15 protein-coding genes are annotated in these 24,199 nt (G+C 51.5%); 8 read left to right on the top strand and 7 right to left on the bottom strand.

What is annotated here, in order from left to right:
• Positions 1-113 precede the first annotated feature (113 nt).
• A complete protein-coding gene (gene aspS, locus H6F80_RS24480; protein WP_190794127.1) occupies positions 114-1,901 on the top strand; it encodes an aspartate--tRNA ligase in 1,788 nt (595 codons plus the stop codon).
• A gap of 225 nt (positions 1,902-2,126) precedes the next feature.
• Here aspS and H6F80_RS24475 read toward each other — a convergent pair whose 3' ends face one another.
• The 3 genes from H6F80_RS24475 to H6F80_RS24465 form a co-directional block, all read right to left on the bottom strand.
• Positions 2,127-3,494 carry a TIGR04283 family arsenosugar biosynthesis glycosyltransferase gene (locus tag H6F80_RS24475; protein ID WP_190794126.1) on the bottom strand — a complete coding sequence of 456 codons (1,368 nt, stop codon included), beginning with the start codon at positions 3,492-3,494 and terminating at the stop codon, positions 2,127-2,129.
• Positions 3,495-3,718: 224 nt separating this feature from the next.
• On the bottom strand, positions 3,719-4,498 hold the full coding sequence (locus H6F80_RS24470) for a 3'-5' exonuclease (protein ID WP_347277917.1): 780 nt from the start codon (positions 4,496-4,498) through the stop codon (positions 3,719-3,721).
• A gap of 105 nt (positions 4,499-4,603) precedes the next feature.
• Positions 4,604-5,479, bottom strand: a complete 876-nt coding sequence (locus H6F80_RS24465; RefSeq protein ID WP_242067552.1) for a shikimate dehydrogenase — start codon at positions 5,477-5,479, stop codon at positions 4,604-4,606.
• 65 nt (positions 5,480-5,544) lie between these two features.
• Here H6F80_RS24465 and H6F80_RS24460 point away from each other — a divergent pair, with 65 nt between their 5' ends.
• Positions 5,545-7,833 carry a CHASE2 domain-containing protein gene (locus tag H6F80_RS24460; RefSeq protein WP_190794124.1) on the top strand — a complete coding sequence of 763 codons (2,289 nt, stop codon included), beginning with the start codon at positions 5,545-5,547 and terminating at the stop codon, positions 7,831-7,833.
• 181 nt (positions 7,834-8,014) lie between these two features.
• On the opposite strand, the gene H6F80_RS24455 is transcribed toward H6F80_RS24460, so the two are convergent.
• Both H6F80_RS24455 and btpA read right to left on the bottom strand, forming a co-directional pair.
• A complete protein-coding gene (locus tag H6F80_RS24455) occupies positions 8,015-8,953 on the bottom strand; it encodes a vitamin K epoxide reductase family protein (protein ID WP_190794123.1) in 939 nt (312 codons plus the stop codon).
• Positions 8,954-9,058: 105 nt separating this feature from the next.
• The gene (gene btpA / locus H6F80_RS24450) at positions 9,059-9,907 is read right to left on the bottom strand and encodes a photosystem I biogenesis protein BtpA (RefSeq protein WP_190794122.1); all 849 of its coding nucleotides are present in this window, start codon (positions 9,905-9,907) and stop codon (positions 9,059-9,061) included.
• Between the two features lie 447 nt (positions 9,908-10,354).
• Between btpA and rimO the strand changes: the two genes are divergently transcribed.
• Positions 10,355-11,719 (top strand): 30S ribosomal protein S12 methylthiotransferase RimO, encoded by a 1,365-nt coding sequence (rimO, locus tag H6F80_RS24445; protein ID WP_190794121.1) that lies wholly within the window; start codon positions 10,355-10,357, stop codon positions 11,717-11,719.
• A gap of 45 nt (positions 11,720-11,764) precedes the next feature.
• Entirely contained in the window at positions 11,765-13,213 is a 1,449-nt protein-coding gene (locus H6F80_RS24440; protein WP_190794120.1) for a DEAD/DEAH box helicase, read from the top strand.
• A gap of 219 nt (positions 13,214-13,432) precedes the next feature.
• On the opposite strand, the gene H6F80_RS24435 is transcribed toward H6F80_RS24440, so the two are convergent.
• A complete protein-coding gene (locus H6F80_RS24435) occupies positions 13,433-14,059 on the bottom strand; it encodes a hypothetical protein (protein ID WP_190794119.1) in 627 nt (208 codons plus the stop codon).
• Between the two features lie 132 nt (positions 14,060-14,191).
• On the opposite strand from H6F80_RS24435, the gene H6F80_RS24430 reads away from it, so the two are divergent.
• From H6F80_RS24430 to H6F80_RS24420, 3 genes are all read left to right on the top strand, one after another.
• Positions 14,192-14,668, top strand: coding sequence for a DUF4079 domain-containing protein (locus tag H6F80_RS24430; RefSeq protein WP_190794118.1), 477 nt, complete (start codon positions 14,192-14,194; stop codon positions 14,666-14,668).
• Between the two features lie 276 nt (positions 14,669-14,944).
• Positions 14,945-15,760 (top strand): class I SAM-dependent methyltransferase, encoded by an 816-nt coding sequence (locus H6F80_RS24425; protein ID WP_242067551.1) that lies wholly within the window; start codon positions 14,945-14,947, stop codon positions 15,758-15,760.
• Positions 15,761-15,791: 31 nt separating this feature from the next.
• Entirely contained in the window at positions 15,792-16,733 is a 942-nt protein-coding gene (locus tag H6F80_RS24420; protein WP_190794117.1) for a glycosyltransferase family 2 protein, read from the top strand.
• A gap of 28 nt (positions 16,734-16,761) precedes the next feature.
• Here the strand turns inward: H6F80_RS24420 and ilvN are convergent, their stop codons facing one another.
• The gene (gene ilvN / locus H6F80_RS24415) at positions 16,762-17,283 is read right to left on the bottom strand and encodes an acetolactate synthase small subunit (protein WP_190794116.1); all 522 of its coding nucleotides are present in this window, start codon (positions 17,281-17,283) and stop codon (positions 16,762-16,764) included.
• A 238-nt stretch (positions 17,284-17,521) separates the two neighbouring features.
• On the opposite strand from ilvN, the gene H6F80_RS24410 reads away from it, so the two are divergent.
• The coding region (locus tag H6F80_RS24410) for a cadherin repeat domain-containing protein (RefSeq protein WP_190794115.1) at positions 17,522-24,199 on the top strand (6,678 nt) is incomplete at its 3' end.

Below are 24,199 nucleotides of genomic sequence, written 5' to 3'. Positions count from 1 at the left end.
ATGTCCCGCCTTTTTTGTTTGCCTGTATCAAGTTACCCGACGCACAGAAGTGCCGGAATGCAGGATAATGGAAAAGTTTTATTGTATTTGTACCGAGCGATTTCAGACCAGCCATGCGGACTCATTATTGCGGAGAGCTTCGAGCCGGAAATGTCGGAGAGACAGTCACCCTATTTGGATGGGTCGATCGTCGCCGCGATCATGGGGGCGTGATTTTTGTGGATTTGCGCGATCGCACGGGAATCGCCCAGATTGTCAGCGACCCTGAGCGTACGCCCGAATCCTACAAAACTGCAGACGATCTGCGAAACGAGTACGTGGTAAAAGTTACCGGACGCATCAGCAAACGTCCGCCTGAGTCGCTAAATCCCCGCCTTCCGACCGGCGAAATCGAGATTTATGCCGACCAAATTGAACTGCTGAGTCCGGTTCGTAGGCAGCTTCCATTCCAGGTTTCGACTGCCGAGCAGGAATCGGTGCGGGAGGAACTGCGGCTGAAGTACCGCTATCTGGATTTGCGGCGGGAGCGGATGAGCCAGAATATTCAGTTGCGGCATCAAATTATCAAAGCCGTTCGCCGCTATCTGGAGGACGCAGAAGGCTTTATTGAGGTGGAAACGCCGATTCTGACGCGATCGACCCCCGAAGGTGCAAGAGATTATCTTGTCCCCAGCCGCGTGAATCCGGGTGAGTTTTTCGCGCTCCCCCAGTCGCCTCAGTTGTTCAAGCAGCTTTTGATGGTGTCGGGACTCGATCGCTACTATCAAATTGCGCGATGCTTTCGCGATGAGGACTTACGGGCAGATCGTCAGCCGGAGTTCACCCAGCTCGATATGGAAATGAGCTTTATGAACCAGGAGGAGATCCTGGAACTGAACGAGAAGCTGGTCTGCTCAATTTTTAAGCAGGTGAAAGGGATTGATCTCCCGCGTCCATTTCCTCGATTAACCTACCAGGAGGCAATGGATCGCTACGGCTGCGACAAGCCTGACACGCGCTATGGGCTGGAACTGGTCGATGTCTCTGACCTGATGAAAGACTCTGGCTTCAAAGTCTTTTCGGGTGCAGTGGCAAGCGGGGGCATTGTGAAAGTGCTGCCCATCCCGGGCGGGAATGATGCCTTTTCAAATGTGCGAATCAAGCCGGGCGGTGATTTGTTCAACGAAGCAACCAGCATGGGCGCAAAAGGACTGGCATACGTGCGAGTGCGGGACGGCGGCGAGATTGATACGATCGGCGCAATTAAAGACAACCTCACCGAGGATCAAAAAACCGAGTTGCTTCAGCGCACTAGCGCACAGCCTGGGCATCTGCTGCTGTTTGGAGCCGGAGATGCGCCCACGGTGAATAAGACACTCGATCGCCTGCGCCAGGTGACTGCCCGTGAACTGAATCTGGTGGATTCTACTAAACTCAACTTGCTCTGGATCACTCACTTCCCGATGTTTGAGTGGAACGCGGACGAAAATCGACTGGAGGCACTGCATCACCCGTTCACCGCCCCCTTTCCAGAAGATGCCCACGATCTGAAAACGGCTCGTGCTGAGGCATACGATCTGGTCTTCAATGGGTTTGAAATCGGTGGTGGCAGTCTGCGGATTTATCAGCTCGATATGCAGCAGCAGGTGTTTGAGACGATCGGTTTATCGACCGAAGAAGCGCACGAAAAATTTGGCTTTTTGCTGGAAGCGTTTGAGTACGGCACACCGCCTCACGGGGGAATTGCTTACGGAGTCGATCGCCTGGTAATGCTGCTTGCGGGAGAAGAGTCAATCCGCGACGTGATGGCATTCCCGAAAACGCAACAGGCAAAATGCCTCCTCACAAATGCGCCTTCCGAAGTGGATACCAAACAGCTTAAGGAACTGCATATTGCCACAACGGTAAAGCCTAAGGTCTGATAATTAGGAATTAGCCTTCAGCCGATCGAACGATAGGATGAGTTGGGCGTAACGTATTAAGAACAGGAAGCGATGGGTCAGGCGATGCGGAAAGGTTTTCTTATGCCGTCATTAACCTGTTGCCTAATTCCCTCGAATTGATGCGTTACGCTGTGCTGACCCATCCTGTGCAAGAGCGATGCGACAGACAGGGGAGGCAATATTATAGATTTGAGGTTCGGGAAGCTAGCCCTGACTTCGATACCCTTGTGCTAGTCGATCGGGCGAAACGCCTAGAAAATACCCGGCAATCATCGCTTGATTAATCAGGGTAGTTTTAGCCACACCCAGTTTCTGCCAGCGTCGCCCAGAAGTCACGACTGAAGCAGGGGCAATGCGGATTTTGCCCTGTTGACGCAATCGCAGCACTAACTCAAAATCTTCCATAATGGGCATTTGGGGAAAGCCGTCGATTTCGTAGAACGTTGAGGCTTTTAGAAAAATTCCCTGGTCGCCATAGGGCATTTGCAGCAGCTTCGATCGCCGATTAACGCCCCACTCTACCAGCCGCAGTCCTGTTCCCTGTCCTTTGATTTGCAGTTGGAACGCTCCGGCGATCGTCTCTGGCTGAGCTAAAGTTTGCCTCACCAGAGCAGGAAAGCCAGCCGGAAGTTGGGTATCGGCATGAAGAAACAGCAAGTTCTCGCCAGTTGCCAGCTGTGCTCCAAGATTCATTTGTATGGCGCGATTCCGGGGGGCAGAAATCACAGGAATCTCCAACGCTTGAACTTGAGCGATCGTATCGTCTTCACTTTTGCCGTCAATCACCAGGATTTCGATCGCTTCCTCGCCACAAGCTTGCCGCAGATTGTGTAGCGCGGATTGAATCGATCGCCCTTCGTTCACTGCCGGAATAATGACCGATAATGGCGCAGTTTTTGCCTTTGCCCGATGCCAAATCGGTAAATCTTCCGGGTAGTCGATATCGCTCAGTTCATCTAAATCGGCAATCTTCAGGTTCAGGTGTTCGGCGATCGTCACCGTTTGCCGCAGCACTGCAGCTGTACCCCAGTTAATATCCTTAAATAATTCTGGGATTAACCGCTTCATGCCGATCAGATAATAGCCGCCATCGGTTGCTTTGCCCAAAACGAGATCGTGCGATTGGAGTTGATTGTATGCCTCTGTGAGGCGATCGGCATCTAAGCCGGGGCAGTCTGTGCCGATCGCGAGAACTTTCTCACACCCTTGGGCAAAGGCATTTTGGAAGGCTGCGATCAGCTTCACTCCTAAATCACCCTCGACCTGCGGAGAATAGAACCAATCTGAGCCAAGCCAACTGCTAATTTGCTGAAGTTCGCCTGCTTCAGAGCTTGCCGCATAGCAAATCTCCGCCGCGCATTTTTCTGTTTGAACGACTACCCCTTCAGGAAACTGCGAAGCAATCGGCTTTACTTGCCTTAGCGTATGCTCGGTCATTTGACGCTGAAGTAAGGCGGCTCCTTCGGCTCCTAGCGCGGGAATAAGGCGGGTTTTCGCTTTGCCGGGAACAGGGTAACGAGTGAAGATCAGCAGGCGATTGGCAGTACGTTGCGCGTGGTCAGAAGAAATCAAGAGATTGACCGGAGAATTACTTTTTGACTTTAGACGATCGAACTCATTGAAAGCCAGGGCGATCGCTGAAACAAAAGCTTAGAGAATGTTTGAACCTTTAGGATTGTCTCTCCGAGCTACTCTCTAGCTTCCTTTGGGAAAAACCCAGCCTCCTTCAGGATTCAAAGTCCCAAAGTTAGAGGATTTAGAAGGCAATGCAGGACTTTACCTTGTTCAACTTTCCGCTAAACCTGCACTTCTGCCATCGCCGCTCGAACGCGCTCCACGTCACCCCGGCGATACATCCAGGTTCCGTCTTTTTTATTGCGACCGACAAAGCGGGCTTTCACTTGAGCCAGGTCTAGCTGTTGCTGTGCTTCGGTGGGGGAACAGTTGAGCACAACGGCAGCGTATTTGAGCGGCATCCACTGACGGTAAAATCGGGCAATCAGCACATCGTCCGACTCGTTCAAAATTTCCTGCATGAGTCGCTTCAGCAGGAGCCAACAAGCCAGTGTATCCGCTTCGGCGCGGTGCGATCGTCCCACGTCAAACTGAAAATGTTCGACCAGTTTCGGCAAGCTACGTGACGGCAAATCAGGCAGCATCAGGCGAGAGAGCTGCACCGTGCAAAGCTGCTCTTCTTTTGGCTTCTCAAACACAGTTTCCAATCGATCGAACTCCGATCGCAGAAACCCATAGTCGAAGCTGAGATTATGAGCGGTGAGAATGCCCTGGCTCAGCAGGGGGAGGAAATTGGGAAGCACCTCCGCGGCGACCGGGGCAGCATTCACCATCGACTGCGTAATTCCGGTGAAGCGCACAATGCGATCGGGAATTCGAGTCTGGGGATTAATCAGGCTGGTTCGCTGCTCTAGAATACCGTCTGCTAACGTCGCGTGAATTACAGAAACTTCGGTCACGCGATCGCCGCGAGAAAACCGTCCAGTGGTTTCAACATCCACCACCGTAAAAATCTGCTGACTCATTTGACGGTAGCTTTGAAGCAGTTCGATCGATCGCACCAGGATTCTCCTTTTGGCTTTGCAGCGAGGTTTACGGTAGAAAGGTTCTTATGCCAATTTCTAAAAGTCGTAGGGCAGATTCTGGCAGGCAGTTAACCTTAACTATCATCGCAAAAAGTCAAGCAAAGCCGATCGCATCACCTCTACGGGAACCGATTGCTTGAGCCAGAGCTGAAGGGCGACTGCTCCCTGCTGCACGAGCATTTCTAATCCGTCGATCGCTACACAGCCCTGAGCCGCTGCTTGTTGAAGAAATTTTGTCGGCCGGGGTGTGTAAATCAAGTCATAGGCGATTGCGCCAGCAGGTAATTTTTCCAGCAGGGCGGGATCGATCGGAGAGCGGTCAGCATCGGGAGCCATACCAATGGGCGTGGTATTGACAAGTAGGTTTGCCTGGGATAACCGATCGGGAAGTTCCTGCCATTCGGCAACGAAGAGATGAGCGGAGACGGGGTGATCCTGCCAGCTCTGCCAGAAAGTCTTAAGCTTTTGCCGATCGCGCCCAACGACATGGATTTGACGACAGCCAATTTGATAACAGCCCGCAACGACTGCACGAGCCGCCCCGCCATTGCCTAGAATGAGGGCGGTTGCTTCTGCCCAGTTTTGGGACTGGAGCGGCGCAAGGAATCCATCGAGGTCGGTGTTTGTACCATACCAGCCGGATGCAGTGCGGCAAACAGTGTTGACAGCCCCGATCGCCTTTGCCGTTTCCGATATCTCGTTGAGTAGCGGCATGATTGCCTGCTTATGCGGAATGGTCACGCTAAAACCTTGAAGCCCGATCACCTCGAAGCCATCCAGGGCACGCCGGAGATTGATTGGGTCGATCGGAAACGGCAGGTAAACATAATCCACTCCCAGAGCAGCGATCGCAGCATTATGCATGACGGGAGAGAGGGAGTGTTCGATTGGATGTCCAATCACACCAAGCAGTTTGGTTTTACCAGTAATCATGAAACGGTTAGGTGAGGTAATCATTCGGCAACTATACAGAAGGCAAGAAACAAAACAGGCAGATCGGAAATCTGTGCCAAAATCAAGGAGTGACGGGCGTTAGGTCGATGATGCTGGAGCAGTTGCTACAAGAGCGATACAAAATTATCGCAGTCTTAGAAGCGGGTGGCTTCGGGCAGACCTACCTGGCAGAAATGCTGATGGGCGAAAATCCATCATCGCAGAATCAAACTCTTTGCGTTATCAAGCAGTTTAAGCCTAGCAATACTGACAATCATTTTTTAGAAACCGCTCGTCGCCTGTTCAGAAACGAAGCAGAAATTCTGAGACGACTGGGAGAACATCCGCAGATTCCCACGTTTATCGATTTCTTTGAAAAAGAGGGCGAGTTTTTTCTGGTTCAGGAATTTATTGAGGGTAAGTCTCTCAGCCGAGAACTGCTCGATCGCCCTTGGACAGAAGCCGAAGCGATCGCCTTTTTGCACGATATCCTGGATGTGATTGAATTTGTCCACAACCATAACGTAATTCACCGGGATATTAAGCCTGCCAACCTGATTCGGCGAATGGAGGACGGCAAGTTTGTTCTGATTGATTTTGGCGCGGTCAAGGAAATTCAGTCCCAGCTCCGCAATGATCCAGAACGATCAGCTCTCACGGTTAGCATTGGTACACCGGGCTATACGCCTGCCGAGCAGCTTGCAGGTAAACCGCGCTATTGCAGCGACCTATACGCACTGGGCATGACAGTTATTCAGGCACTTACTGGCTGTCAGCCCACCCAAATGACAATGGATAGCGATAGCGGTGAGTTGGTTTGGTCGTCGCCCCTGATCAGCCCCGGTTTTAAGGCAGTTCTCACGCGTTTAGTGCGCTATTATTTCAGCCATCGCTATCAGTCTGTTGCAGAGCTGCGGCAAGCCTTGGCGCACATGGCAGATGCTTCTTTCAAGGAGGAGCTTTTCGAGTTTGATTCGTCTGAGCAGACCATGCTGCCCTCTGCCTTGCTCGCAGACTCTTATTTATCCGACTATTCCAGGGGTGGAACAGCTCTGCACGGCTCAAGTGGCTACTATCGCTATGTACCTCGCGATGCCCAGCAAACCTGGCGCAATCGACTGCGCTCTGGCTGGAAACTTTTCCTGGCAACAACGCTCACCGTTACGGGGCTGATTGCCGGAGCTGAGCATCTGGGCTGGCTACAAACCCCTGAACTCGCGGTTTACGATCACCTGATGCGCTTGCGTCCTGATCCCGGCACTGATCCCCGGCTGCTCACGGTTGAGATCACAGAAGCCGATTTGCAAAAGCTTCAGCGTGCTACGCCATCGGATCGTGATATGGCACAGGTCATTCAAAATATTGCCGCCGCAAATCCCCGCGTGATTGGCATGGATCTCTATCGCGAACTGCCGCAGGAACCTGGTCATGCCGAACTGATGCAGCAGCTTCAGCAAACGGGAACGATCGCAATTATGAAGTTTGGCGATCGGGGCACGATCGAAATTCCGCCGCCGCCCAGTTTACCCCCAGAGCAGGTTGGGTTTAACGATCTGCTGATCGATCCAGATAATGTGGTGCGTCGCAGCCTTTTGTTTGGCTCAGTGCCGCAGGGAACCTACCCCTCGTTCGCCCTGCAGGTCGCGCTGAAGTATTTGGCTGCTCAAAGCATCCAGCCGCAAGCTAGCCCTAATTTCCCGCCTGATGCCGCAGTAATGCAAATTGGCAAAACTGATTTTGTTCCACTTGAGCACAGTTTTGGCGGCTATCAGAGCAATGAAGTGGCTGAAGGCTATCAGATGTTGCTGAACTATCGATCGCCTCAACGTCCGACGCAAACTGTTTCCTTTACCGATGTACTTGAAGGCAGGCTTGACCCAACCCTGGTTAAGGACAAAATTATCCTGATTGGCACAACGGCTCCTAGCGGCAAAGATTTGTTTTATACGCCTTTCAGCGCCGGGACAGCAACCGAGCATCAAATGGCAGGCGTAACGGTTCATGCTCAAATTGTTAGCCAAATTTTGAGCAGTGTGCTGGATGAGGTTTCGCTATTTCGCACGCTACCCGATTGGGGCGAAATTCTTTGGATTGGAGGCTGGGCAGCGATCGGCAGTGTCTTGCTCTGGACAGTACGCCATCCGCTTAAACTAGGGGCAGGTATCCTGATTGGTTTGGGCACGATCGCTGGAGCCAGCAGTGTTGCGTTTATTTACTACCTGTGGATTCCTGGTGTTGCACCCACGCTCGCCTTTGTAGTAGCCGGAATTGGGACGATTGCTTATCGGACTGCCAGAAACCAGATTGCAGATGCTTCCTACTCGATCATTCATGATGCCAACGCTCCAACTCAGCCCCTAAGTCAAACGAAGCGTTAGCGGGCGAAAGTTTGCAGGGTGTAGGGCAATTTGCGAATTACCTTTGCAGGCTACCTTAAATCCTATTTCCATTCACCAATGCCGAAACAAGAAAGAATGCAAGAAATAAGAGACGATCGGCATTAAAAAAGGGGCACTCAGCCCCCTTAAATTTGACTCGAATTGAGTTTGTATCGTATTTTTAGCCACCGATCTGGAAGTTGGTAGGTCCTTGATAGCCCGACGCCTCAGCAAGCTGCTGGAGGGTTTGGGTTCCAGAAAGCTTTTTACCGTTAACTTCCCAGGTCGGATAGCCCTCAATCTGCTGGGCTGTGCAAAGATCAGGCTGAGCATTTTGCCCGTCAGGAGCGCACTCCACATAGGTCACTTCTCGCCATGCCTGCTGACCAAAAAGCTGTTTTTGGTCGTGGCAGTGCGGACACCAGTATGCGCCGTACATCTTCGCGTTGATGCTCTTCAAATGCCTTGCCAGCGCAATTTCTGCCTGACCAGATGTGGAAGTAATTGCCGGACCCGATTGACTGGATGCGTCAGCCGTCGCAGAACCGCCTACGTTGGCATACACGCCCAGCGTCCCCACAATCGTTACCATTGCCACAATAATTCCCGTAAACAATAGCTGCCCGACATCATCCCAGGCGCGACCCAGTAGCGTCAGCACAAATAGTGTCAGCGCGAACAGTGCCGAGGCAATGCAGTAGTAGCAAATCCCCCCTGCTCCATAAACAGCAACAAACTGGCTCGCCATGATGTACATCAGATAGCCGCTAAACACCAGCATCGCAGTTGAGCCGATGAACAACAGCAGCCAGGTCCAGTTCTCAAGTGTTGCTCGAAGCGGCTTATTCTGATCAGGATTCACAGTTAGCGGAGCTAGAGCAAACCCTGCAATTCCGATGTATGCCAGCAGCCCAAATAGCGAAAGCGGTACACCAAACACATAGGCATAGGGGCTGGATAAAACCTGCTCACAGCCACTCGTCGGACAGGCAGCTTCTCCGCCAAACAGTTTCGTTGCAGTAATGTATCCCGTGTTGAGTGCACCCAGGATCGCAACAGCGGCAATTAATAGACGCGAATTGCGGTGAATCCAGGGAGCTTGACGGCGACGACTACTCATAGAACCCCTTCTCGATCGTGTCACTTGCACCAAACCTACTCAACTTGACTCATCCATTTTGGCTCAATCTGTTAAGGATGAGTCTGAATTTGTCAAGGATTTTCTCTAAGAACGTACAGGCATTGAGGAAACGGTTTGAGCCGACCCCTTCGCTGTCAGGCTGCGCTGCATTGCCTCGACAAACTGACTGACGCGGATTGGGTCAATCGGCTGATCAATTTGTCCCCGCCGCTTGAGCGAACTGGAGACGATGACGCCATCAGCTGCCTGAATCAGGCGAGGAATATTTTCCCAATTCGCGCCGCTGCCAATAAACACAGGCGTACCGTTTGCTGCTGCACTTGCTAGCTCCAGATCTTCCAGACTAGGGGGGCTTCCCGTTGCCCATCCAGATAGAATCACGCCGTCGGCTAAGCCGCGATCGATTGTCTCCTGCACCGCAGTGGTCAAATTTGGAGAACCCAGGGGACGAGCGTGTTTCACCAGCACATCCGCTAGAATCTTGACATCGCTGCCCAATTCCCGCCGATAGCGCAAAAGCTGGTGTGCCTGTCCTTCAATCAAGCCCTGATCCGTTGCCATCACCCCAGTCAGCACATTGACGCGAATAAAGTGTGCCTGAACGCAGGTTGCGATCGCCATTGCGCTTAGAGCGTCGTTTCTCAGAACGTTGATGCCGATCGGCAGCGTCACCAGATTCATGAGTCGCTGCACGACCAGACTCATCGCGCTCACTGTCGCCGGATTAACCGTATCTTTAGGAAAGGGCGCATCAAAAAAGTTTTCAACGATAATGCCATCAACCCCGCCCGATGCCAGAGCAGTCGCTTCCTGTTCTGCACGATCGATAACGGCTTTGAGGCTGCCTCCCCATCGGGCAGAAGTGGGCAGCGGCAGTAAGTGAACCACACCGATGATGGGATTGGCTGTCTTAAAAGTCTGTAATAAGTCCACAGGTCTTTGCTAAATCCGGACTCGGCGGAATAGAAGGCATAGAAATGGCGCGAGTTACTGCGCCCCATAGACTTACTTTAACAGCCAATTGAGCCTCAAACGGGAACTCTCCTCAGAACGAGCAAAGTTTGAGATTCGCGTTAACAAATTGAAATCTATCTATGTTAAGATTATTATCAGATACAGATTCGCTACGCGATTGCAATTCACGGCGTACGCGCATTGCTCTAGTTGCAGGTTCAGCTTTACTCATCCGTTCTTTTCTCTGCGATTCAACTCATTTGTGCAGAGGACGCGCTAGGATAGTGAAGGCGATTTAGTTGCTTCTAGATCAAGTGTACAGGGAGGCAAACGTCCAGTCCGTTGATGACGCGATCGCCACACTCGCTGCTAAGACTGTTCTGTTTGTCTTAACTTACCACCTGTCTCACCTATACGGATAACTGCATGGGCGAAAAGCCAACCATTGCAATCACTCATTTGGGTTGCGAGAAAAATCGAATTGACTCAGAGCACATGCTCGGTCTGCTGGTTCAGGCAGGCTATCAGGTAGATTCCAACGAGGAGCTTGCCGATTACGTCATTGTTAACACCTGTAGCTTTATTCAGGCCGCCAGGGAGGAGTCTGTCCGTACACTGGTTGAACTGGCAGAAGCAAATAAAAAAGTTGTAATCACAGGCTGCATGGCGCAGCATTTTCAGCAGGAATTGCTCGATGCTCTCCCCGAAGCGGTGGCGATCGTGGGAACAGGTGACTATCACAAGATAGTGAATGTGATCGAGCGTACGGCATCCGGTGAACGGGTGAAGGAAATCTCGCAGGAGCCGACCTTTATCGCTGACGAAACGATGCCCCGCTATCGCACCACGACAGAAGGCGTTGCCTATCTTCGGGTTGCCGAAGGCTGTGACTATCGCTGTGCATTTTGTATTATTCCCCATCTCCGTGGTAATCAGCGATCGCGTTCGATCGAGTCGATCGTGGCAGAGGCTCAGCAACTTGCCTCAGAAGGTGTCCAGGAAATCATCCTGATTTCTCAAATCACCACGAACTACGGACTGGATCTCTATGGCGAGCCCAAACTTGCGGAACTACTGCGGGCACTGGGTAAGGTCGAAATTCCCTGGATTCGGATGCACTATGCCTATCCGACTGGACTAACTCCCAAGGTCATTCAGGCGATTCAGGAAACGCCAAACGTGTTGCCCTACCTTGACTTGCCGCTTCAGCATTCCCACCCGGAAGTGCTGCGGACAATGAATCGTCCCTGGCAGGGTCAGGTGAATGACGGCATTATCGATCGCATTAAAACTGCTTTGCCCGACGCAGTCCTTCGCACGACCTTTATTGTCGGCTTTCCTGGCGAAACGGACGAGCATTTTGAGCATCTGCGGCAGTTTGTGCAGCGGCATGAGTTCGATCACGTTGGCGTGTTCACTTTCTCCCCTGAAGAAGGAACCCCGGCTTACACTCTGTCAAACCAGCTTCCCCAAGAGGTGATGGACGATCGCCGAGATGCCATCATGACCCTTCAGCAACCGATTTCTCTCCGGAAGAATCGAGCTGAAATCGGCAAGGTTGTTGATGTTTTAATCGAACAGGAAAACCCTGACACTGGGGAACTCGTCGGGCGATCGGCTCGTTTTGCCCCCGAGGTTGATGGGTTGGTTTATGTCCAGGGTGAAGCGCGGCTGGGGACGATCGTTCCCGTTGTGATTGCAGATGCTGATGTGTATGACCTTTACGGTCGTGTCGCAGATCCGACAACCCAACTCCGAGGCGCGTTCGATCGTGTCTCTGTTCATCGTTAATTTCCTATTTCAAATTTCAAACTTCTAAAGTCTTAAGGAGTCTTAATGACGCTTTCTTTCAACGGCTTAGGTCTATCAGAGGCAGGAGTTCGCCATCTCGAAAAGGCAGGATTCACCGTTCCCACTACGATTCAGGCGCAGGCAATTCCCCATCTGCTCTCCGGGCGAGATGTGGTCGGTCAGGCGCAAACGGGAACAGGTAAAACCGCTGCTTTCTCGCTGCCTCTGCTAGAGCGCATTGATTTAAATAACGGAGCAGTGCAAGCTCTCATCCTTACCCCGACCCGTGAACTGGCACTTCAGGTTTACCAGTCAATTCGGTCATTGAACCACGATCGCCGTCTGCACGTTCTGCCTATTTATGGCGGACAGGCGATCGATCTGCAAATTCGTCGGCTTCAGCGCGGTTGTCAGATTGTGGTGGGTACGCCCGGTCGCGTGCTGGATTTGCTGAAGCGAGGCGACCTGAACCTGCGGCAGCTTAGCTTCCTGGTGCTGGATGAAGCCGACGAAATGCTGAACATGGGCTTTATCCAGGACGTTGAAAGAATTCTCAGCCAGGCTCCGGCGGAGCGGCAGACCGCTTTCTTTTCCGCCACGATGGAACCCTCGATTCGGGAACTGGCAACGAAGTTTTTGCGATCGCCCGTCACCGTCACGGTTGAGCAGCCTAAAGCGGCTCCCACCCGGATTAATCAGATTGCCTACATCGTTCCGCGAGGCTGGACCAAGGCGCGTGCCTTGCAGCCTATCCTGGAAATGGAAGACCCGGAATCGGCACTCATCTTTGTCCGTACCCGGAAGGCTGCGGCGGAGCTGACACGCCAACTCCAAGCAGCAGGTCACAGCGTTGATGAATATCACGGCGATTTGAGCCAGTCTCAGCGGGAGCGGCTTTTGCTGCGGTTCCGTCAGCGTCAGGTACGCTGGGTTGTAGCCACTGACATTGCGGCACGAGGTCTGCACGTTGAAGATCTTACTCATGTCATTAACTACGACCTACCTGACAGTGTCGAAAGCTATGTTCACCGAATCGGACGTACCGGACGCGCAGGCAAAGAAGGGACAGCAATTTCGCTGATTCACTCGCTTGACAAGCGCAAGCTGCGGGACATCGAGCATCACATTCGCCAACGCTTAGAAATAGGTACGATCCCCACTCGTGCTCAGATCGAAGCCCGCCACCTGGAAAAGCTGCAAGGTACTTTGCGCGAAGCCCTCGCTGGCGAGCGGATGGCATCCTTCCTGCCGATCATCGCTCAGCTGGCTGAAGAGTTTGAGCCAAACATGATCGCGGCGGCTGCGTTGCAAATGGCGTACGATCAGATTCGCCCAAGCTGGATGCGCGTCGATCAGGGTTATGTCGAGGAGCCGATCGTTGACGAACCCAGACCGCGCCGTGGTCCGAGAAATGATTCTCGCCATGATTCTCGTCCGGATGGTCATCGTTCAAAGCCGATCAAGCGCAAGTCTCCAGTACCGTCGAAGTCCTAGTATTAAAGGCTAAGCAGTGAGTTTGATCGCAAGACTCACTGCATTGGCAAATTCTTCAATTTTCACAGGGTGCGTTCCGGCGTACCCTTCTTTAATTTAGTTTTGAGCTTAGAAACTGCCCACCCACACCCACAAATTTCGGCAAAACCTGCCCTCATTCACCCCTTCATCCACCATCCATCCCCACCATTCACCCTTCCGCCTTATTCCCTCACCCCCTCACTTCTCCTGCTGCCATCGCCAGTTATACCGATTCCATTCATAAATGCCTTGAATCTCGTATTCCAAGCCGTTCTCGAAGCGAACAGTGCAGCTTGCGTGAGATAGGCTACCGTCCTGCCGTAAACCAATGACTGTGCAAGGAATCCATTCGCGGCTGCAAGGTCCGTTTTCCTGCACCCATTCCCACAGCCCATTAGAGACTTCGATTCGATCGCCCACCCTGAGCGCAATCGCTGCTTCGTCAGCATAGGCGGCAATATGAACTGGCTGAATCTGCTCTAGCCAGGCAAGCCCGTACTCGGTGCGAACAAACTGAATTTCTCCAGAGTTTTGCTGTTGTAGCCAGTCATTTAAGAGCTGAGCTTTCCACGCTCGGTTCTGTTGATTCTGCTCCTTGATATAGCGCAGAAGCGTGCGCCGCTGTTCTGGCGTGAGATTATCCAGGGGATTTGTAGAGGCAACTGACCGATCGGTTCGCTGGGACTCGGTTTGTTCACCCTGAGTCAATTTATCGAGCAGGGCCCGCAGCAAAATCTCCTGCTGAATTGGATCAAGAGGGCATCCGGCAGCAAGGCATTCGCCAAAGGCAAGCCGCAAGGCAGCTTCTATCTCTGTTGGGGACATCCCACACACCCTCCCGTCTGAAACGCTTAACTTTTACTTAATCCGGTTTTGGGGATTGATCTCAACCCAGTACAGGATAACGGTATGCTAATTTTTATAAAGATTTTGTTAATTCAATTAACCTCACACGTTATGAGCTTGGAGATCCCGGAGTCGATCAAGGTTTGGAGCCAGTTTGGACATCCTGTGCTGATGTGGGTGCTGTTTGCTGCCACTGTCTATGCCGCTTATCTTGGCTTTCAGTGGCGACGTGCCCGCACTGCAACAGGCGACGAGAAAAAAGAACTGTTGAAGGGTCGGTACAACATTCGACATCATCAGTACGGGGCAGTGCTGCTGTCGCTGATGGTGATTGGGACGATCGGCGGAATGGCAGTGACCTATATTAACAACGGTAAGCTATTTTTCGGTCCTCATTTGCTCGCAGGGCTGGGAATGACGGGGCTGATTGCAACTTCCGCTTCGCTCACGCCGTTTATGCAGAAAGGGCAGGACTGGGCACGAGTTACACACATTGCGCTGAACGTGGTGCTGGTAGCTCTGTTTGGCTGGCAGGCTGTGACGGGAATGCAGATTATGCAGCGAATTTTGGAGCGGATGGCAGGCTAATCATTAAATTTTCTGGATTTTCAGAATTCTGGGAATTTTGGGGATTTGAACAGTCCGAAATTTACGAGGGGTAGGTTTGACAGTGATATGCTGTCTGGAGAAACCTACCCTTTTTGCTGGTTTTTGTCCAACAAGAGGTGGATGGCAAGGTTTAGAGGTTCTACATTGCCCCAGCTTTCCTAAGAATCGGGAACTAGGGGGCAGTTCACAGCCATCGTTGTTCAAACCTTCTCCAATCTCCTGAATTGAGCTTAGGCGAATCTGTGAGACAAACCAATGCAGGACGAAATCTTGAAAGATGAAATTCTAAAAAAAGAGCAGGAATTTCACGATCGCTGGGCCTCCCTGATCGATGTCGAGGGCATTCGGGTTCGGGATTATTTTGAAGCTTGCACTGCTCCTGAAAATCGGTTTATTCTTCAGCAGATCGGGAACGTGCGGGGTAGATTGCTGCTCGATCTGGGCTGCGGAGCCGGGGAAAACAGCGTTTATTTCGCCAGTCGCGGAGCGCGTTGCGTGGCATCAGACTATTCGCCAGGAATGGTGGAGGTGGCGTTAAAGCTGGCGCAGTCGAATGGGGTGGCGATCGAGGGGCGAGTCATTAACGCGATGGCGATCGATTATCCCGATAATACATTTGACATTGTGTATGCCTCGAATCTGCTGCACCACATTCCGAATCCGAAGCTGACGATTCGAGAAATTCATCGAGTGCTTAAACCGGGTGGGGTAATGTGCTTTTGGGACCCGTTAAAGCATAATCCTGTAATTAATGTGTATCGGCGAATGGCAACCAAAGTGCGAACCGAGGACGAAACGCCATTGGATATCAATCTGGTTCGCTTTATTGATGATTTGTTTGGTCGAACGATCTACGATACGTTTTGGATTGCAACGCTGTGGATTTTTCTTCAGTTTTATCTGATTGAAAAAGTCCACCCGAACTCCGAACGCTACTGGAAGAAAATCATTATTGAGCATCAGCGACTTCAGAAGACGTACGATCGCCTGGAAAAAATCGATCGCCTTCTCAAGCAAATTCCCGGCATGAAGCGGTTTGCCTGGAACCTGGCAGTTGTCGCCATTAAGTAAGTGCTATTCAGTTTGCCGTCAAGTAAGTGCTATGGCTCCCAGATACTCCCTGGTTGTGCCGATTTACAACGAGGAAGAAAACATTGCTGAGCTGTATCGCCGCTTGAGCGGTATGGTGCAATCCCTGGACGGGGAAGCCGAGTTTATTTTAATTAATGACGGCAGCCGCGATGGATCGCTCTATTTGCTGCGAGAACTGCACCAGCAAGATTCGCGAGTGTGCTATCTCAGCCTTGCCCGCAATTTTGGGCATCAGATTGCTGTCACTGCCGGACTCAATTTTGCGCGAGGAGAGGCGATCGTGGTGATGGATGCCGATTTGCAAGACCCGCCTGAACTAATCCCGCAGATGGTCGATCGCTGGCAGCAGGGCTATCAGGTTGTATATGCACAGCGTACCCAAAGACGGCGTGAAAACTGGCTGAAGCGGCTGCTGGCATTTGGTTTCTACCGTGTGCTGCGCCACCTTGCCGATGTTGAAATTCCGACGGATACAGGCGATTTTTGCCTGATGGATCGTCAGGTCGTTGCTCTACTGAATGCTATGCCCGAACGCAATCGCTATATTCGCGGCTTACGCGCCTGGACAGGATTTCGCCAAACGGCAATTTTATTTGAGCGCGACCCACGCTACGCCGGAAAGGAAAAATACACCTTTGGCAAATCGCTGGCACTGGCAATCAACGGCTTGGTGTCTTTCTCCAGGGTGCCATTGCGGATTGCCACCTATTTGGGATTAGCGGCGGCGGCAGTGTCCCTGCTGATGGCAGTGCTAGTGCTGTACTGGCGACTATTTGCGCCAAACTCACCCCTGACAGGATTTGCTGCCATTACCGTGGTCATATTTTTCCTGGGAGCGGTTCAGCTTATTTGTATCGGTATTCTGGGCGAATATATCGGGCGAATCTATGAAGAAGTAAAAGGCAGACCGCTTTATACGCTGGCAGAAATTGGAGGATTTCAGCAGAAATAACAAGGCTTGATCGAGTAAGTCAAACGACCTAAACCTTTGCTTCGGTTAGCGACTTCAGATATTCGGTGTTAACGCCCGATTCGCGCACCAGAGCAATTTTTCCAGTCCGCGCAATTTCGCGAATGCCAAAACGACTCAGCGTTTGCTGAATTGCCACAATCTTGCCCGGATCGCCTACCACTTCCAGAGTCAGCGCGTCTTCACCCACATCCACAACCCGTGCCCGGAAGATCTGCGATAGCTCAATGATTTCCGATCGATTTGAGCTGGTTGCATTTACCTTTAGCAGCATGAGTTCTCGCTCTACGCAGGGATCTTCAGTAATATCCTGCACCTTGATCACATTAATTAAGCGATAAAGCTGCTTTGTCACCTGCTCAATAATATTGTCATCGCCCGGAACGACCATCGTGATCCGAGAAATTCCATCTTGCCCGGCAGGACCAACTGCCAGACTTTCGATATTGAAACCGCGACGGGCAAACAGTCCGGCAATTCGGGTTAACACGCCCGCTTCATCTTCAACCAGTACGGATAAGGTGTGCTTCATAACGTTGAAATTTTGTTGAAAGTTTGGCTTGCAGAGATCGTTTCTGGAGGGAAAACCGTTTGACAGTTGTAGGGCGGCATTCTAAAACAATCTCTGATCATAGCCTGATCCCACAACTTTTTCCCGACAAGATTGGGTATCCGTAAAACTGACGGAAAGTATGTTGTTTCTGCAACTGTAACAGCCTGCGTGGGTAGTCTCTGGGAAGGGGAAATCTAGTTGTGAGCGAGACACGATTATGCAGGTTAATGCAGGTGCAGAATTTCCAGTTAATAACACTACCGACGGGTATCAAAGCACCTATCCCAGTGAAGGGGTGTTTGACAACACCAGCACCGAGCTCGCTCGCTCAACGCGATCGATCGCCATGGCGGCAGACGGCACGTTTGTTGTGGTTTGGTCGAGTACAGGTCAGGATGATGCGACGAGTTTCCTCGAAACAGGGGTGTATGGTCGTCGCTACAACGCAGACGGTACCCCAATAGGAAATGAATTTCTAGTCAATACGATTACCAAAGGGGATCAGACTGCGCCTTCGGTTGCGATTGATGCGTTAGGCGGCTTTATTGTCACTTGGTCTAGCAACGCAGGCAGCTTTCAGGATGACAATTCGGGCTTTGGTGTGTATGCTCAACGCTATACCAGCAACGGTGAAAAGAGCGGTTCTCAGTTTCGCGTCAACTCAGAACCCTTTAATCAGCAGCTCAGCTCGGTTGTTGCCAGCGATCGGGATGACGATGCTAGCGATGCCAACGACGGCGGATTCGTCATCACCTGGACAAGTGTCGGACAGGACGGCGACGGCTTGGGAGTCTTTGCCCGACGTTATAACAGAGATGGGGTGGCGCAGGGTAGTGACATTGCGGTTACATCCGTTAACCCAGCCAATTTACAAACTACAGGCAGTCAGCTCAACTCTACGGTCGCCATGGCAGACGACGGCAGCTTTGTCGTGGTTTGGGAGAGCAGTCAGAGAAATAACAGCGACACGAGCAACACGACAGGCTACAACATTTTTGCTCAGCGGTTTAACGCACAGGGCATCGCGCAGGGCGATCGGATTCAAGTTAACTCCTTGGCTGCGGGAGACCAGCGCAAACCGTCAGTTGCAATGGCAGCAGACGGCTCATTTGTGGTGGGATGGTCGAGCCTGGATCCCCAATCGTTTAGCGGTTTGGATGTGTATTACCGTCGGTTTGACCGAAATGGAACAGCGTTAACCGCTACAGAGCAGCAGGCAAATACAAACCTGTTGGGCAGCCAGCAGGACGTTATGGTGGCGATGGCGGCAGACGGGAAGTTTATCCTTTCCTGGTCATCCGCTTCAGGGGATCAGGGAGCGGGTATCTATGCCCGTCGCTTTGATGCTAACGGTAACCCGCTCATCAGTAGCCCGGTCAATTCTACAAGCAGTGAGTTTCGCCTTGATGCAGGCGCACCGGCTGGAAGCTATAGCTCGATCGCTGCGTCAAACAACAATTTTGCAGCCGTTTGGACACGCAATGATGGCAGTGAGGACGGCGTATTTGGACGTGCTTATTCGATCATAACCCCCACAGACAACACCCCCCCGACCAATATCACCCTGACTCCTGCTCCGCCTCAGGTTGCAGAAAATAGCATTGGCGCCGTCATCGGCACACTCTCAGCAACCGACCCAGAAGGAAACAGCATTTCCTACACCGTCAGTGGGGACGATCGCTTTGAAGTCTTTGGCACTCAACTCAGGCTCAAAGCAGGGCAATCGCTGAATTTTGAGAATGATAACGATAAAGAGATCGTCCTGACCGTCACGGCGAGAGATGACGGCAACCCCAACCTGGAGGCGACACAAGAATTCACGATCCGAACGACTGATGTTAACGAAGCCCCGACGAACATCACGCTTAGCAACGACAAGCTAAACGAAAATACTCCGGGCGGAACGGTCGTGGGGACGCTCAGCGCGACTGATCCAGACACAAATCAGAATCAGACGATTCGTTTTTCGATCGCCGAGAACGAATTCTATGCACTCAGCGGCAACCAAATTGTTGTCAAAAACGGAGCAAACCTCAACTTTGAAAACCCGCTGAGCCGATCATTCAAAATTAGCGTTACCGCTACCGATAACGGCACACCAGAGCAGTCTACAACGCAGGAACTCACAATCACGCTCAATGATGTCAACGAAGTTCCAGTTGACCTTCAGCTTGAGGGGAGCCGGACGGTTGCAGAGAATGCCCCAGGAGCGGTTATTGGCACAGTAAAAGTAACTGATCCCGATGGCACGACGCCAGTTTTAACCGTCTCGGACGATCGGTTTGAGATTGACCCTTCCACCAAAAACCTGAAGCTCAAAGCCGGTCGCAGTCTGGACTATGAGGCACTGGGAACCCAAAAGGAAATTACCTTCGACATTATTGCCACCGATAGCCAGGATCCAAGCCTGGAGTCGCGGCAAGCAGTGACGATTACGGTTACAAACGTTAACGAAGCTCCAATCAACCTCAGCCTCAGTAATAACAAAGTTGTAGAGAATAAGCCGGGGGAGATCGTCGGTCAATTGTCTGCGAATGATCCAGAAGGTGATCCGCAGAATTTCTCGCTCGTGGGTGACAGCCCGTTTGAAATCGACCCTCTGACAAATAACCTGAAGCTTAAACCGGGGGTTAAACTCGATCGCGAAGCGACTCCAACAATCAGTGTCATAGTTCGTGCCAGCGATCAAAACAATGGCAGTTTGTATTCTGATCAAACGCTGACGATCGACGTTCTGAATGAAAACGAGCCGCCAACCGACATTCAGCTAGAGAACGCACAGCCGATTGACGAAGAGGTGAAGGGCGCAGTCGTCGGCACGGTGAAGGCAACCGATCCCGATAATCCAACTCTGACGCTTAGCGTGAACGATCCCCGGTTTCAAATCGTCCAAGTTGGTGCCGATTGGCAGTTAAAGCTGAGTGACAATGCAAGCCTTAACTATGAGGAATTGGTCGGCGGTAAACTCAGCCTGACGATTACGGCAACAGACAGCGATGGTAAAACCCTCAATCGCGTCTTTGAAATCAACGTTAATAACGTCAACGAAGCTCCATCGCTGAGTATTACCGAACAACGCAGCGTCGGAAACAAGAAAGCAGGTGAAACCGTTGGTACTGTTATATCGATCGATCCAGAAGGCACAATCCCAAGTTTTGAGGTTAGTGACGCTCGGTTTGAAGTAGTCCAGATCGACGGCGTGTGGAAGTTAAAGCTCAAGAACACTGAAAGCCTCGACTATCAAATTGAGCAACAAGTCACGGTAGAGGTAATTGCCACTGATCAAAGTCCCGAAAAGCTAGAAACTCGCAGGTTGGTAACGGTTCGGGTCGCGGAACCCGGTGCACCAACGAACATTACCCTGACCCCTACAAACCCCCATCAGGTCAACGAGGCAACGCCTAATGCGGTTGTGGGAACGGTCACGGTTGACGATGAAGATAGCCAAACTCACACGTTTACCCTGGACGACGATCGATTTGTCATCGTTGAGGTTGAGGGGAAATATCAGCTTCAGCTTGCAGAAGGAAAACTGCTCGATTTTGAAACTGCAACAGGACCAATCCCACTCAAAATTACAGCAACAGATTCTACGAATCGTTCGGTTACGAGCGAGTTCAGCATTTTCATTCAGAATATTAACGAAGCTCCAACTGACATCACGATCACGCCCGGCAGTCTATCGGTTGACGAGCAGCAGTTTGGTGCAGAGATTGGCACGATCGCCGTTATTGATCCTGATGAGGGGGATACCTTTTCTTACAAATTCAGCAGCGACGACTTCAGCAGCGACGATCGCTTTGAGGTCAGAAACGGCAAGCTGAAGCTGAAAGACACTGCCCAGCTCGATATCAACGACAGACAGACGATTAATCTCACAATCACTGCGACCGACCCCGGTCAGCTGGAAATTACCAAGACGTTTCAAATTACCGTCGATCCGGTTAACTTTGCGCCTACTGATATCACGCTTGCAACAAACACAATCAATGAAGATGAAGACGGGGCGATCGTTGGCAAAATCTCGGTCGTTGATCCCGATCGTGGTGATCTTCATACGTTTGAATTCCCTAACGATGCCCGCTTTATGGTGGATGGCGAGGGTAATCTTCGCCTCAAGCCCAATGTAAAGGTTGACTTTGAAACCCAGCAGACCATCACCCTCGATATCACTGCAAAGGACAATGCCAATCCACAGGGATCATTCACCAAGCAAATCACGATTAATGTTAACAATCTCAATGATGCGCCCGTTCTAAAAGACTTTACTCCGGCTGCGTCGATCGCTGAAAACAATGAGGGAATCGCGATCGGCACACTAACGGTAAGAGACCCAGAAAACAACCCCTTCACCCTGGAGCTGAGCGACAATCGCTTTCAGATTGACCCTGTCGCCGGAGACGTTTGGCAGATCAGGCTAAAACCGGGTGAAAAATTCGATTTTGAAACTCTGACGAATGGTGCGGTTTCCCTCGTAGTTACGGCAAGAGACAACGGAACGCCAGAGCGCACCACAACGCTGGATATCGCTTTTCAAGTCACTGATGTTAACGAAGCCCCCACTAATCTGGGATTGTCGAATCTTACGATTAGCGAGCAGGTCGCTGGCGCGGAAGTGGGTCTGGTGCAAGTCACTGATCCCGATAAGAATGAGCAGTTCCGCTATGAAGTAAGCGACGATCGCTTTTTCGTCGAGAATAGCGGCAAACTCAAGCTGAAGGATGGGGTCAGCCTTGATGCCGATACAACTGAAGAGATTACGCTAACGGTTACTGCTATCGATCGCGGTGATGAACGCATTTCCCGTCAGTTCATCATTCAGGTCGAGCGGCTCAACCTGGCCCCTACTGAGATCGAGCTTGACAACACAACGATCAATGAAGAAACTCAGGGTGCAATCGTTGGCAAACTGAAGGTCACCGATCCCGATCGCTTTGATACGCACACGTTTACCATCAATGACGCTCGCTTTGTGGTAGACGCAGAGGGCAACCTGAAGCTAAAGCCGGATGCGTCGATCGATTATGAAACCGAGAAAAAGCTAACGCTGCAAATCACGGCAACCGACAACGGCAACCCGGCACAGTCGTTTACCAAGTCGTTTGAGATCGAGGTCAACAACCTCAACGACGCGCCAGTTTTAAGCTTTACCCCGGCTCAGGCGATCGCCGAAAACGTTTCAGGAGTCACGATCGGTACGATTAATCTTTCAGATGCCGATCTACAAGATACGGTCACGCTCACGGTTACGGTTAACGGTGTTTTAGACGATCGCTTTGTGGTCGAGGGCGATCAGCTCAAGCTCAAACCTGGAATCAGTTTTGACTATGAAACCCTAACAGACGGCAAACTGACGATCGCACTCATTGCAACCGACAATGGTAATCCATCCAAAAAAACCGAGCTGCCGATCACAATCAACGTTGCGAATGTCAACGAAGCTCCCACTGCCGTTACCCTCAGCTCAGTCGAGATTGACGAAGGCATTCCTGACAATAGCCTTGTTGGCTCACTGGGCGCGATCGATCCCGATCTCAACGAAGCGTTCACCTACCAACTCGTAGACGGCTTTGGCGATCATGCTGCCTTCGTGATCGAAAATAATCAGCTTCGCATCCGGAAATCGCCCGACTTTGAAACCAAGTCCAGCTACCAGATTCAAATCATCAGCACCGATCGCGACGGCTTAAGCAGCGCGCCCCAAACCTTCACGATCACGGTGCGAGACCTGAACGAGCCACCAACTGATATCACGCTACAAGGCAATATCGTTGCAGAAAACGCAGCAGGCGCGACGATTGGTGATGTCGTAGTCACCGACCCTGATAGTGATCAGTTCACCTATAAAGTGAGCGACGATCGCTTTGAGGTAAAGGATGGCAAACTCAAACTGAAGCAGGGACAAAGCCTCAACTATGAGGAACTCACAGACGGCAAACTAGACCTGAGCATTACGGCGATCGATAACGGTCAACCTGTCGGCAAACTCACCAAACCTTTCACGATTACCGTTACCAACGTCAACGAAGCTCCCAGCGCAATCAATCTAGAGAACAAAAGCGTTGCCGAAAACAGTGCAGGGGCGATCGTTGGTAAGTTGACCGCGACTGATCCTGATAAAGACGATACGATAACCCTCAAACTCAGCGGCGACGATCGATTTGAGATTGACAACCAGGGCAATCTGAAGCTGAAAAACGGGCTCAGCCTCAATTCTGAAGATTCCGCTCCCATTCAGGTCACGGTCACAGCAACCGACAGCAAAGGACTGACCCGATCGGAAACCTTCACGCTCGAGGTAGTCAACGTCAATGAAGCCCCGACTGGAATTCAGCTATCTCCCAGTACGATCGAAGAAAACCGTGCGGGTGCAACGATCGGTAGATTGACCGCAACTGACGCAGATAGCACAGCATTTACCTTTACGGTTAGCGATTCCGTCCGGTTTGAGGTGGATAGCCAGGGCAATCTCAAGCTGAAGGCAGGACAAAGCCTCAACTATGAAGAACTAACAGACGGCAAACTTAGCCTGAATATTACGGCAACCGACAACGGGAATCCGGCGGAAAGCTTCACGCAGCAGATTACGCTGAACGTTACCAATATCAACGAAGCCCCCACCGAAATTCGCCTGCTGAACGATCGAGTTGAAGAAAACAGGGCAGGAGCGATCGTCGGGCAGTTTCAGGTCGTTGATCCAGACAAAAACGATCAGTTCAGCTATCAGGTCAACGACGATCGATTTGAGATCGATAACCAGGGTAGCCTGAAGTTAAAAAACGGTATCAGCCTCGACCGCGAAGCCACCCCTACGATCGCGCTCAATATCACAGCAACCGATCTCGGTGGACTGAAGAAGACGCAGCAGCTCATTATTACCGTCACTGATCAGAAC

It is taken from the genome of Leptolyngbya sp. FACHB-711 (assembly GCF_014695615.1).
GTDB lineage: Bacteria > Cyanobacteriota > Cyanobacteriia > Elainellales > Elainellaceae > Leptolyngbya_A.
Note: the sequence above shows the minus strand (reverse complement) of the source record. Positions and strands in the feature narration are given on the sequence as shown.